An 11840-nucleotide genomic window follows, 5' to 3' on the forward strand; every position below is an offset into this window, starting at 1 on the left:
TGACAGCATGGACGAGATCCAAGCGGCGATGTCCGGGCAGGCGAGCGGCTAAAACCCCCCCCCCCGGGCCAGCCGCGGGGGCGGGGGGGGGGGCGCGGGCTGGGCGGTGGCCGCCGCAGCGAGCATGTCGGCGATGTCGGTGAACTTGTTGCGCGGCCGTCCGTCGTGGCTGCCGCGCTCGATCTCGGCGGCGTCGATCGCACGCCATCCCGCGGAGTCGACGGCGTCGGGTTGGCGCGCGAGCACCAGCCTGTCCAACGCGTCAGGCTTGGTTATCGGGTCGGCCAAGTTGCCGGCGTTGAAATCGGCCACCAGGGAGTGGACGGTCTGAACAGAGCAGGACTTGTTCGTCCCGATGAACCCGGTCGGTCCGCGCTTGATCCATCCCGCGACATACGCGCCGGCCACCGGCCGGCCGGACGGGTCGACGACACGACCGCCGTCGTTGGGGACGATAGCCGCCGATTCGTCGAACGGCAGATCGCGAATCGGCTTGCCGCGGTAGCCGATTGAGGTCAGCACCAGGCCCGCCTCAAGCTGATGCACCTCGTCGGTACCGGTGACGGTGAACTCCACTCCGGTCGCCCGCTGCTGACCGAGCACGCGCTTGGGCGTGAGTTGGTAGGCCAGCCGGATCCGTTGGCGCGAAGCAGGCGCCGAACCGTCACCCAGCTTGGTCAAGATCTCGAGCTTGTTCTTGGTCAGCGGGTCCAACACGGTCGCCAGGTCGCGTGTCACTCGTCGATGGTCGAGGGCGTCGAGCACGACCTCGGATGCGCCGGTCAGCCCGATCAGTTCGGGCAAGGTGAACGCCGACTGCGCGGGCCCGCGCCGGGCCGCGATCACCACCTCGCGCACCTTCGAGCCACGAAACGCTTCCAGCGCCCGGTCGGAGATGTCGGTGCGGGCCAGGTCGTCGGGATCTGCGGTCAGCACCCGGGCCACGTCGAGAGCGACGTTGCCGTTGCCCACTATCACCACCCGTTCATGGCTGAGATCGACTGCCAGATCGGCGAAATCGGGATGACCGTTGATCCACGCGACCAACTCCGTGGCGGTTCCGGTGCCCTCCAGGCCCATCCCGTCGATGTCCAGCCGACGATCGTCGGGCGCGCCGACCGCGTACAGCACGGCGTGATGGTGCGCCAACAGGTCGGCGTGGCTCAGATCCCTGCCGATCTCGACGTTGAGATAAAACCGGAAGCGGCGATGACCGCAGACCCGGTCGAAGAGCCGGGTGACGTTTTTGGTGTTCTGGTGATCGGGCGCCACCCCGGCGCGCACGAGCCCGTAAGGGGTGGGCAGCTTCTCAAAGACGTTGACCCGCACCCCATGTTGAGTCAGCAGCTCGTCGGCGGCATACATGGCCGCCGGCCCCGAGCCCACGATGGCCACCGTCAGCGGCTGGCGCCGGGCGCGCACCTCGGCGGCCGGGATCACCGGGGCCAGCTTCGACGTCGGCGGCAGCTTCACGCCGTCGGGTCGCTCGGGATAGAAGGAAGCGTTGATCTCCACGAACGGCAGCTGCTTGGGCTCGAGCCGGGTTTCGGGCGCGATCGCGCCCACCGGGCAGGCGCTGACGCACGCGCCGCAGTCCACGCAGGCCACCGGATCGATGTAGAGCATCTCGGAGGTGGCAAAGCCCGCCTCGTCGGGTGTCGGGTGAATGCAATTCACCGGGCACGCGAAGACACAGGACCCGTCGTTGCAGCACGACTGGGTAATAACATGCGGCATAAGTGGACCCGCGGAGTCCTACGCGGCCGGGGCGGCGGCCAGGTGCTGGCGCTGCGGCTCGCTGCGGTAGCGCGACGGCTTGCCGTTGATCTTGCAGATCCGCCACATCAGCCGCGCGGAGCGCGTTTCCATCAGGCCGGTGTCGTTCGCGAGCATGCGCACGTCGGCGAACATGTCGCTCAACCACTTTCGCGACTCCGGTGACCGGAAGAACAGTTCCTTCTTGACCTCGCGCGGGATGTCGAACTCCTGCCAGAACGCCTTCGGCGGCACCGTGATCGCCTGGCACAACACCCGCATTGTCAGCGGGTAATACAACGACGCCCAGAATCGCTGTCGCTTTGTCAACTGCGGCAACCGCTTTCGCAGGAACTCGTGAGCGAACGAGATGTGCCGGGCCTCCTCGGCCACGTGAATGGCCATCACCCGCTCCATGATCGGATGCAGCGACTTGCCTTCGCGCAGCACGTTTTTTTGCGTGTGGTCAATCGGCTCCTCGCCGGCCAGCACCCCGATGAAAAACGCCACCGGCAGCGGACCGGCGACCAGTGGAATGAGCGGCGAGATCCAGCGCAGCATCCGCGGCATTCCCGGGACGTCGGCGCCGACGCGGTTGACCATCTCCTGGAACATCATGGTGTGGTTGCACTCTTCGACCGATTCGTGCAGGCAGTACCGGTATTCCGGCGAGCCGTTGGGCACCCAGAACGTGTAGTTCATCAGGCCGCGGATCAGGATCGACTCGAAGTGCAGCCCGACCTTGGCCACGTTGGCCTGCCGCCACATGCCGATCTTGATCTTGCGCTCTTCGGACTGCGCTTGATACCAGGGATGACGGCCCAACGGGTCGGTCAACGGCAGGATCCACCGAGCATCGTTCTCCTTGACGGCAAACTCCGGTGAATCCCAGTCGATGTCGGTGTAGGGATTGAAGTTTCGCCGCACCGACCCCTCGGACAGTGTGGCGAGCATGTTCACGTACTCGGCGTCGTCGCGCACCTCCATATTGCGGCGCCAACGCCGGACCATTCGCGTCCTGGCCATTCAAAGCCTCCCCAACGAGGTTTACATTTGGACATGCTGTGTCCAGACAGTACCGCAGGTACCGGGTAATTTCTAGGGCCCCGCAAGGCGGTGTGGCCTGACCAGTGGTCACCCGGGGGATGTGGCCTGGCTCACAACAGAGGATGCTCAGAGGCGCTCATCCAGGCGTTATCCGCCCGCGAAATCGGCGCCCGGGTACCGCTCACTACGCTGATCGATATGGCTGACCAGCTCGAGATTCCCGCTGACATCAAACCCCGCGACGGCCGCTTCGGCTCCGGTCCGTCCAAGGTCCGACCCGAACAATTGAAGGCGTTGACCACTACCGCGGCTCCCCTGTTTGGCACCTCGCACCGGCAAGCGCCCGTCAAGGACCTGGTGGGCCGTGTTCGATCGGGGGTCACCGACCTGTTCTCGGTGCCCGACGGCTACGAGGTCATCCTTGGCAACGGCGGGGCGACGGCGTTCTGGGATGCCGCGGCCTTCGGGCTGATCGACAAGCGCTCGCTGCACCTGTCCTACGGCGAGTTCAGCTCCAAGTTCGCTTCGGCGGTCAGCAAGAACCCGTTCGTCGGCGATCCCATCGTCGTCAAGTCCGAGCCCGGCAGCGCCCCCGAGCCGCAGGCCGACCCGTCGGTCGACGTCATCGCCTGGGCGCACAACGAGACGTCGACCGGTGTCGCGGTGCCGATCCGCCGCCCCGCCGGCTCGAACGATGCCCTGGTCGTCATCGACGCGACCTCCGGCGCCGGCGGCTTGCCCGTCGAGATCACCGAGACCGATGCCTACTACTTCTCGCCGCAGAAGAACTTCGCCAGCGACGGCGGGCTGTGGCTGGCCATCATGAGCCCGGCCGCGCTCGCCCGCGTCGAGTCCGTCGCCGCGTCCGGTCGCTGGGTTCCCGACTTCCTGTCGCTGCCGATCGCGGTGGAGAACAGTCTGAAGAACCAGACCTACAACACCCCGGCGATCGCCACCCTGGCGCTGATGGCCGAACAGCTCGACTGGCTGCTGGGCAACGGCGGGCTGGACTGGGCGGTCAAGCGCACGGCGGACTCGTCGCAGCGGTTGTACTCCTGGGCGCAGGAGCGGCCCTACACCACGCCGTTCGTCGCCGACCCAGCGTTGCGGTCGCAGGTGGTGGGCACGATCGACCTGGTCGACGAGGTCGACGCCGCGGCCGTCGCGAAGACCCTGCGGGCCAACGGCATCGTCGACACCGAGCCGTACCGCAAACTGGGCCGCAACCAGTTGCGGGTCGCGATGTTCCCCGCGGTTGACCCCGAGGACGTCAGCGCGCTCACCCAGTGCATCGACTGGGTGGTCGAGCGGCTTTAACGTTTCGGTCACCGGCCGGCAACCCGCCAGCGTGTCACAGCCGGTTATCGGCGTTGGCTGCACTAGAGTGCGGACCTGACGGGTCCGTCGCTGACCGGCGCGGAGCCTGCGAGGAGAAGCCATGCGGGAACTCAATGTGGTTGGTCTCGATCACGACGGCAAACGCGTCATCTGCGAGGGCGCAGAACCCGCCGAACAATTCAAGCTCGTGGTCGACGACCGATTGCGGGCCGCCCTGCGCGGGGACCCGATCCCGCCGGAACAACCCCCACTCGACATGCAGGTGACCAACATGTTGAGCCCCAAGGAAATTCAGGCCAAGATCCGTGCCGGCGCCTCCGTAGAGCAGGTGGCCGCGGCGTCGGGCTCCGACATCTCCCGAATCCGCCGGTTCGCCCATCCGGTCTTGCTGGAACGCGCCCGGGCGGCGGAGCTGGCAACGGCCGCCCACCCGATGCTGGCCGACGGGCCCGCGGTGCTGACCCTGCTGGAAAGCGTCAGCACCGCCTTGGTGGCGCGCGGCCTGGAACCCGACAGGCTGAGCTGGGATGCCTGGCGCAACGAGGACAGCCGCTGGACGGTGCAGCTTGCCTGGAAGGTCGGTCGTTCCGACAACATCGCGCATTTCAGCTTCGCTCCCGGCGCGCACGGCGGAACGGTCACCGCGATCGACGATGCGGCCAGTGAACTGATCGACCCGGACTTCGAGCGACCGCTGCGACCGCTCGCCCGGGTATCGCGCATCGACTTCGAGGCGGGGGTACCGCCGGCCAGCGAGGAAGAAACCGCCGAGCCGACGGTCCCCGCACCGCCCGAACAGCCGGTGCACACCCGGCGCGGCAAGCCGGTCATCCCGGCGTGGGAGGACGTCCTGCTCGGCGTGCGCTCAGGCGGGCACCGCTAGGCCGTCATCGCCAGCAGCGTCAGCCACGCGCCGGCCACACCTATGCCCGCCCCCAGTACAAACCAGCGCAGCACCGGGGTGCGCCGCCAGCCCCACAGCGTCGGTGCCAGCCCACCCGCGGCCACGATGTTGAGGCCGACCGCCAGCAGCGGATGCACCCTGAGCAGCCCGAGGCTGAGCACCACGATGCCGACTCCTGTCACCGCGGCGACAAACCCGGAGACGGTCAAACCCGTTGCCCAGGGCACGGACTCGTCGTTCACGGGGCGAGCCTAACCTTAATCGCCCGCCTCGCCCCCTCGCCGCTCCGCGGCTGGGAGTGCCGCCGTCTCGGGCCGCGCCGCGACCCGCATCGTCACCGAGTGCCCCCGCTCGTAGAAGGCCAACGCCGCCGCCGTCGCGACATTGAGCGAGTCGGTGCCGCGCGACATCGGGATGCGCACCCGCGCGTCGCTGAGCCGCAGGGTCGCCGCCGCCAGCCCCGGACCCTCGGCGCCCACCAACACCGCGATCCGTTCGTCACGCGCCGCCACCATCGCCTCCGCCAGCGTGCACCCGTCGCGGTGCGGAGTCATCGCCAACAGCCGAAACCCCTTGTCCTTCAGCGTGATCAGGTCGGCGGGCCAGTTGGATGTCCGCGCATAGGGCACCAGCAGCGCGTGGCCCATCGACACCCGCACCGCGCGGCGGTACAGCGGATCCGCACAGCCGCCGCCGAAGACCACCGCGTCCACGCCCAGCCCCGCCGCGTTGCGAAAGATCGAGCCCAGGTTCTCGTGGTCATTGACGCCCTCGAGCACCGCCACGGTGCGCGCGCCGTCGACCACTTCTCCGACGCCGGGTTCGGGGACCCTCCTGGCGGCCGCCAGCACACCGCGATTGAGGTGAAAGCCGACCACCCGCGCCATCACATCGGCCGATGCCCGGTAGAACGGCGCTTCGGCGGCGGCCAAGTCTTCCTTGAGCTCGGCCAGCCGGCGGTCGGTGCCCAGCAGGGCGTGCGGGGTGAACCGGGACGCGAGCATGCGCTGCACGACCAGCACTCCCTCGGCGATCACCAACCCTTTGCCCCTCGGCAGGTCGGGGCGACGATCGACGCTGTTCAGGTCGCGGAAATCGTCGAGTCGCGGATCGTCGGGATCGTTGACGTCCTGAACATCCAGGGCGTCGGTCACGGGCTTTCGTCGACCAGGGCCAACATCAAATCAGCCGCGCTGCGCAGGATGTCGCGTTTGTCGGCGTCCATTGTCGCCAGCCGCTTGCCCAGCCACTCCTGGCGGGCCCGACGGGTCTCCTTGACCAGTTCCGCGCCGGACTCCGACACCGTGACCAGGACCTGTCGCCCGTCGACGGGGTGCGGCTTACGGTCGACCAGACCCATGTCGGCCAGCGACGCGATCACCCGAGTCATCGACGGGGGCCGGACCCGCTCGCGGATCGCCAGCGCACCGGGAGTCATCGCGCCCTCGTTGGCCAGCGTGGCCAGCGCCGAAAGCTGTGACAGCGACACCGGCGAGGACGGGTTGCGAAACCGCAGTTGGCGGGCCAGCCGCATGACGGCCAGCGACAAGTCGCTGGCCAGCCGGGCATCGCTGTCAGGCATGGCGCGAGGTTACACGGAACCCGCGAAACTCGGGAGACCAAACGGCGAACGGTGGATTTTGGCGAATCAGGCCGCACAACGGGCCGCATCGTCGCGGCGCCCACCTGGATTGCCCCGCTCCTCCTCAGGCCGCACAACGGGCCGCATCGTCGCGGCGCCCACCTGGATTGCCCCGCTCCTCCTCAGGCCGCACAACGGCCCGCATCGTCGCGGCGCTATGTTAATCGCGATGCCTGAGCAACCTCCCACCAGCCGCGAGGCGCCGTCGCTGCCGCCCTCGCTGCTCAAGGTGTGGCCGGTTGTCGTGGTCGGCTTCTGCGGCTGGCTGATCTCCGCGGCCCTGGCGTTTGCTCTACCCGCCCTGCAGAGTTGGCGCCCTGTCACGCTGGGCGGACTGGGCGTCGGGCTGGTCGGTACCGCCCTCTTCGTCTCGCAGCTTGCCGCGGCGCGACGCGGCGCCCGCGGCGCACAGTCCGGGCTCGAAACCTACCTGGACCACTAGTTTTCGAAACCGAACCCCGGGAGGTGCGATGGTAGCCCCGCTCTTACAAGCGCACGTCGACATCGACGCACCGGCCTCGAAGGTCTGGGCGTTGGTATCCGATTTCCGGCGCATGCCGCAATGGAGCCCGCAGTGTCGCTGGATGAAACCGTTCGGACCGCTGCGCCCGGGGACCCGGACCCTGAACCTCAATCGACGGAACCGAATGTTCTGGCCCACCACATCCACCGTCGTCGAGGTGATCCCGGAAAAGAAGCTGGCGTTCCGCGTCAATACCAACCGGACGATCTGGAGCTACGAGCTCGAGCTCAGCGGACAGGGGACCCGGTTGACCGAAAGCCGCCATGCCGAAAACGGCGTGACCGCGTTCTCGAACCTGTCGGTGAATGCGCTCTTCGGGGGGACCGCCAACTTCGAACGCGAGCTGGTCGAGGGCATGAATACCTCGCTGGCAAAGATCAAAGCCGCGGCCGAGGAAGGCTAGTCCTGCGGCTCCGCAGCCTCGGACGAAGACTCGGGTGCCTCAGACGAAGACTCGGGTGCCTCGGACGAAGGCTCGGGCGCCTCGGGCGCAGACTCTGTGGGCTCGGGCACCTCAGGCGCGGGCGGCGGCACCTGGGCGACGTCGAGGACGCCGTCGTCGTATGGCTCATACGCCGGCGAGCCGCTGCCGGCCGGAGCCGGCGTGTCCGAATGGGCGCCACAGCCGTACTGCTTGTCCACCACATGCCCGTCGGCCGACAGCTCGTTTCCGCACACCCCGAACATCGCACCCAGCGATCCGGCAATCGGGAGGAAGAAACCGCAATCGCGGCACATGCGTTTGGTGGATCGCGCCATCGCCGAGTCGGGACCGTAATCCCCGGTGCGCCATCGCTCGGCGGCCTCCAACCGGCCTAAGGGGCCCATCACCCAGCGCCGGCCCAATCCGACTTCGGCGGCGACCTCGTCGACCTGTGGGTCACCGCTGGCGGTGTAGCCGGGCACCAACCGCGGGTCGTTGGCCGCGGGCGCCAGTAGGTCTCCGGGGCTCAAATCCCCCGGTCGCACCCGCTGGTCCCAGGGCACCCACTCGGGCGCCAGCAACGCCGTCGGCCCGGGGATCAGCACCACTTCGCTGATCGTGGCGCGGTCCGCGCCGGGATATGCGGCGACGACCGCCGCCCACTGCCAGCCCTGGTAGCCGGGCAGATGCGCCAGGAACCGGTGGGTGGCGGCGTTGGGATCCTCGTAGCTGACGCCGAGGTAATCCCCGACCGCTTCTGGGCCGGCGAACTCCTCGACGGATGCCCTGGCCTGGTCGGCCGCACCCCTGAGCATCGCCGCCAACTCGTCGGGCCACTCGGCCACGCTCGTCGCGGCGGGTTCCTCGGTGGGTCCGGTCACGCTGTCCCCTCTCTGCATTGCGTCTCCATACTAGGTTGGCGAGCCACACCCCGTGACCTGCCGACGCAGGGAGGCGCGATAGGAGAGAATTGGTTCGTGTCTGGACGGCGGCGTGAGGATCCGGGCCGTGTGGCCTCCAACCCGGGCCGCCGGACCCGTCCGGACATCAAGGGGTCGGCCAACCAGCATCCGGGCATGGCCAACTACCCGGCCGACGACTCCGACCGTCGGCAGTCGCGCCGCTCGCCACCGATGCCAAGTGCCAACCGGTATCTACCGCCGCTGGGCCAGGAGCCCGAGCCGGACCGCGACGGCGGCGCGCCGCACCGCGGATCGTCACCGGGCGAACGGATCACTGTCACCCGCGCCGCGGCCATGCGAAGCCGCGAAATGGGTTCTCGCATGTACTGGATGGTTCAGCGGGCCGCCACCGCCGACGGCGCCGACAAGTCCGGTCTTACCGCGCTGACCTGGCCCGTGGTGGCCAACTTCGCCGTCGACTCCGCGATGGCCGTTGCACTGGCCAACACGTTGTTCTTCGCCGCGGCCAGCGGTGAGAGCAAGTCCAAGGTTGCGCTGTACCTGCTGATTACGATCGCGCCGTTCGCGGTGATCGCGCCGCTCATCGGTCCGGCGCTGGACCGGTTGCAGCACGGCCGACGCGTCGCGTTGGCCCTGTCGTTCGCGTTGCGCACGGCACTGGCGGTGGTGCTGATCATGAACTACGACGGCGCCACCGGCAGCTTCCCGTCGTGGGTGCTCTATCCCTGTGCGTTGGCGATGATGGTGTTCTCCAAGTCATTTAGCGTGCTGCGCAGCGCGGTGACACCGCGGGTAATGCCGCCGAGCATCGACCTGGTGCGGGTCAATTCCCGGCTGACCGTGTTCGGCCTGCTTGGGGGCACCATCGCCGGCGGTGCGATCGCGGCCGGCGCCGAGTTCGCCTGCGCGCACTTGTTCAAGCTGCCGGGCGCGTTGTTCGTCGTCGTCGCGATCACGGTGGCCGGCGCCATGCTGTCGATGCGGATTCCGCGCTGGGTCGAGGTGACCGCGGGTGAGGTCCCGGCCACCCTGAGCTACCGTCGCGACGGCGGTCAGCCGCGGCGTAGGTGGCCCGAAGAAGTCAAGAAGGTCGGCGGAACCCTTCGACAACCGTTGGGACGCAACATCATTACCTCACTGTGGGGTAATTGCACCATCAAGGTGATGGTCGGCTTCCTATTCTTGTATCCAGCGTTCGTCGCCAAGGCGCACCAAGCCAACGGCTGGGTCCAGCTGGGCATGCTGGGCCTGATCGGCGCCGCGGCCGGGATCGGCAATTTCGCCGGCAACTTCACCAGCGCACGCCTGAAGCTCGGCAGGCCGGCCGTCCTGGTGGTGCGCTGCACGGTGGCGGTGTGCGCGGTCGCCCTGGCTGCCTCGGTGGCGGGCAATCTGTTGGTGGCCGCGATCGCCACGCTGGTGACCTCGGGGGCTAGCGCGATCGCGAAGGCCTCGCTGGACGCTTCCTTACAGCACGACCTGCCCGAGGAATCACGGGCGTCTGGATTCGGGCGCTCGGAGTCGACCCTGCAGCTGGCGTGGGTGCTCGGCGGGGCTCTGGGTGTGTTGGTCTACACCGAATTGTGGGTCGGCTTCACCGCGGTTACGGCCCTGCTCATCCCTGGCCTGGCGCAAACGCTCGTCAGCTTCCGCGGCGACTCGTTGATCCCCGGCCTCGGCGGTAATCGTCCCGTCATGGTCGAGCAGGAAGGGCGCCAAGGCGCCGCCAGGCCGGCGGCGGTGCCCGAGTGAAACGCGGCAGGGCCGCGCTGGTCGCGGCGTTGGTGTTCGTGCTGTGCGTGGGGGCCGGTGTCGCAACGTGGCTGCTGATGCGCCCGCCCGGTCCGCAGCGACCCGAGATCAGCGCGTTCTCGCACGGCCACCTGACCCGGGTGGGGCCGTACCTGTACTGCAACGCGCTCAACCTCAACGACTGCCAGACGCCGCATGCCCAGGGCGAGCTGCCGTTCAACGAGCACTATCCGGTGCAACTGTCGGTTCCCGACGCCATTTCGCGGGCGCCCTGGCGGCTACTGCAGGTGTATGAGGACCCCACCAACACCACGGCCACGATGTTTCGGCCCGGCACCCAGCTCGCGGTCACCATCCCGTCGGTCGACCCGCAGCGCGGCCGGCTGACCGGCATCGTGGTGCAGTTGTTGACTCTGGTGGTCGACAACAGCCAGCCGAACGACACCTCGGTCCGCGCCATGCCGCACGCGGAATGGTCGGTGCGACTGACCTCTTGATCATCGAGTGCCCAACGTCGACGGAAGCCCTACGCGCCGTGGCCCTCCGGCACTCGCTCACTGTCCAGGGGCGGGCCGGGCGGGGTTCCGTCACCAAACGGTCTGCCGCCCAACGCTTCCCGTCCATGCGGGGTCAGCCAGCCCGCCAGGTCCGGGCCCTTGGGCACGATGCGGGTGGGGTTGATGTCGGCGTGCACGACGTAGTAGTGCTGCTTGATCTGGACGAAATCGATGGTGTCGCCGAAGCCCGGGGTCTGGAACAGGTCGCGCGCGTAGGCCCACAGCACCGGCATTTCGGACAGTTTGCTCCGGTTGCATTTGAAGTGGCCATGGTAGACGGGGTCGAACCGGGCCAGGGTCGTGAAGAGCCGCACGTCCGCCTCGGTGACGGTGTCGCCCACCAGGTATCGCTGGTTGGCCAGTCGCTCACTCACCCAATCCAACGCCGCGAACAGCCGGTCGTACGCCGCCTCGTAGGCCTGCTGTGAGCCGGCGAAGCCGCAGCGGTAGACACCGTTGTTGATCTCGGTGTAGACCCTCTTGTTCACCTCGTCGATCTCGGCGCGCAGCGGCTCGGGGTAGAGCTGGGGTGCGCCATCGCGGTGGAAGGCGGTCCACTCCGTGGAGAAATCCAGTGTCATCTGCGCGAAATCGTTGGTGACCACGGCTCCGGTCGGCACATCCACGATCGCCGGGACGGTGATGCCCTTGGGATAGTCGTGGAAGCGTTTGAAGTAGGCGTCCTGCAGCCGCGGAATCTTCAGCACGGGGTCGACACCGCCCGGGTCCAGATCGAACGTCCAACTCCGCTCGTCGTGGGTCGGCCCGCAAAAACCAATGGAGAGAACGTCTTCCAAACCCAGCAGCCGGCGGACGATGATCGCGCGGTTCGCCCACGGACACGCGCGGGCAACGATGAGCCGATACCGGCCGGGCTCTACCGGATAGCCGTCGCGTCCGTCGGCGGTGATGCGGGTGGTGATGTAGTTGGTGTCGCGGGTGAATTCGCCGGCGCCGGCAACATAGGTGGCCATG

13 protein-coding genes are annotated in these 11840 nt (G+C 68.0%); 6 read left to right on the forward strand and 7 right to left on the reverse strand.

Translation table 11 applies throughout. The annotated features are described in order from the left end of the window. Positions 1-48: 48 nt before the first annotated feature. The gene (locus A5764_RS07880) at positions 49-1737 is read right to left on the reverse strand and encodes an FAD-dependent oxidoreductase (RefSeq protein ID WP_067111204.1); all 1689 of its coding nucleotides are present in this window, start codon (positions 1735-1737) and stop codon (positions 49-51) included. A gap of 18 nt (positions 1738-1755) precedes the next feature. Next, positions 1756-2781, reverse strand: a complete 1026-nt coding sequence (locus A5764_RS07885; protein WP_067111207.1) for a diiron oxygenase — start codon at positions 2779-2781, stop codon at positions 1756-1758. Between the two features lie 219 nt (positions 2782-3000). On the opposite strand from A5764_RS07885, the gene serC reads away from it, so the two are divergent. After that, positions 3001-4119: a phosphoserine transaminase gene (serC, locus tag A5764_RS07890; RefSeq protein ID WP_067111210.1), complete on the forward strand. Its 1119-nt coding sequence runs from the start codon at positions 3001-3003 to the stop codon at positions 4117-4119. 121 nt (positions 4120-4240) lie between these two features. Then, positions 4241-5023: a septation protein SepH gene (gene sepH, locus A5764_RS07895; protein ID WP_067111212.1), complete on the forward strand. Its 783-nt coding sequence runs from the start codon at positions 4241-4243 to the stop codon at positions 5021-5023. Here the strand turns inward: sepH and A5764_RS07900 are convergent. From A5764_RS07900 to A5764_RS07910, 3 genes are read right to left on the reverse strand one after another with little or no spacing between them, the layout of a single operon-like run. Next, complete coding sequence (locus A5764_RS07900; RefSeq protein ID WP_067111215.1) at positions 5020-5286, reverse strand: DUF2537 domain-containing protein; 267 nt, start codon at positions 5284-5286, stop codon at positions 5020-5022. The two genes, sepH and A5764_RS07900, sit on opposite strands and share 4 nt — an antisense overlap. A 15-nt stretch (positions 5287-5301) precedes the next feature. Further along, a complete protein-coding gene (locus A5764_RS07905; protein ID WP_082951571.1) occupies positions 5302-6198 on the reverse strand; it encodes an RNA methyltransferase in 897 nt (298 codons plus the stop codon). Continuing rightward, positions 6195-6626, reverse strand: coding sequence for a MarR family transcriptional regulator (locus A5764_RS07910; protein WP_067111218.1), 432 nt, complete (start codon positions 6624-6626; stop codon positions 6195-6197). Before A5764_RS07910 ends, A5764_RS07905 begins: the two co-directional genes overlap by 4 nt. A 229-nt stretch (positions 6627-6855) precedes the next feature. Here A5764_RS07910 and A5764_RS07915 point away from each other — a divergent pair, with 229 nt between their 5' ends. After that, on the forward strand, positions 6856-7128 hold the full coding sequence (locus tag A5764_RS07915; RefSeq protein ID WP_067111372.1) for a DUF2530 domain-containing protein: 273 nt from the start codon (positions 6856-6858) through the stop codon (positions 7126-7128). Positions 7129-7156: 28 nt separating this feature from the next. Beyond that, complete coding sequence (locus A5764_RS07920) at positions 7157-7612, forward strand: SRPBCC family protein (protein WP_067111220.1); 456 nt, start codon at positions 7157-7159, stop codon at positions 7610-7612. On the opposite strand, the gene A5764_RS07925 is transcribed toward A5764_RS07920, so the two are convergent. Further along, the gene (locus A5764_RS07925; protein ID WP_156664568.1) at positions 7609-8514 is read right to left on the reverse strand and encodes a DUF3027 domain-containing protein; all 906 of its coding nucleotides are present in this window, start codon (positions 8512-8514) and stop codon (positions 7609-7611) included. The genes A5764_RS07920 and A5764_RS07925 overlap by 4 nt on opposite strands. A gap of 129 nt (positions 8515-8643) precedes the next feature. Between A5764_RS07925 and A5764_RS07930 the strand changes: the two genes are divergently transcribed. Further along, positions 8644-10308, forward strand: a complete 1665-nt coding sequence (locus A5764_RS07930; RefSeq protein WP_067111226.1) for an MFS transporter — start codon at positions 8644-8646, stop codon at positions 10306-10308. Beyond that, entirely contained in the window at positions 10305-10805 is a 501-nt protein-coding gene (locus tag A5764_RS07935; protein WP_067111229.1) for a DUF2771 domain-containing protein, read from the forward strand. Before A5764_RS07930 ends, A5764_RS07935 begins: the two co-directional genes overlap by 4 nt. 29 nt (positions 10806-10834) lie before the next feature. Here the strand turns inward: A5764_RS07935 and A5764_RS07940 are convergent, their stop codons facing one another. Then, on the reverse strand, positions 10835-11839 hold the full coding sequence (locus A5764_RS07940; protein WP_067111232.1) for a glutathione S-transferase family protein: 1005 nt from the start codon (positions 11837-11839) through the stop codon (positions 10835-10837). Position 11840: the final 1 nt, after the last annotated feature.

Origin of the sequence: Mycobacterium sp. 852002-51057_SCH5723018 (genome assembly GCF_001667035.1) — a bacterium.
GTDB lineage: Bacteria > Actinomycetota > Actinomycetes > Mycobacteriales > Mycobacteriaceae > Mycobacterium.

What these genes read in the sequence shown, in the direction of transcription:
- A5764_RS07880 (WP_067111204.1), bottom strand. Translation starts at nt 1,737, where the DNA reads ATGCCGCATGTTATTACCCAGTCGTGCTGCAACGACGGGTCCTGTGTC.
- A5764_RS07885 (WP_067111207.1), bottom strand. Translation starts at nt 2,781, where the DNA reads ATGGCCAGGACGCGAATGGTCCGGCGTTGGCGCCGCAATATGGAGGTG.
- serC (WP_067111210.1), top strand. Translation starts at nt 3,001, where the DNA reads ATGGCTGACCAGCTCGAGATTCCCGCTGACATCAAACCCCGCGACGGC.
- sepH (WP_067111212.1), top strand. Translation starts at nt 4,241, where the DNA reads ATGCGGGAACTCAATGTGGTTGGTCTCGATCACGACGGCAAACGCGTC.
- A5764_RS07910 (WP_067111218.1), bottom strand. Translation starts at nt 6,626, where the DNA reads ATGCCTGACAGCGATGCCCGGCTGGCCAGCGACTTGTCGCTGGCCGTC.
- A5764_RS07915 (WP_067111372.1), top strand. Translation starts at nt 6,856, where the DNA reads ATGCCTGAGCAACCTCCCACCAGCCGCGAGGCGCCGTCGCTGCCGCCC.
- A5764_RS07920 (WP_067111220.1), top strand. Translation starts at nt 7,157, where the DNA reads ATGGTAGCCCCGCTCTTACAAGCGCACGTCGACATCGACGCACCGGCC.
- A5764_RS07940 (WP_067111232.1), bottom strand. Translation starts at nt 11,839, where the DNA reads ATGGCCACCTATGTTGCCGGCGCCGGCGAATTCACCCGCGACACCAAC.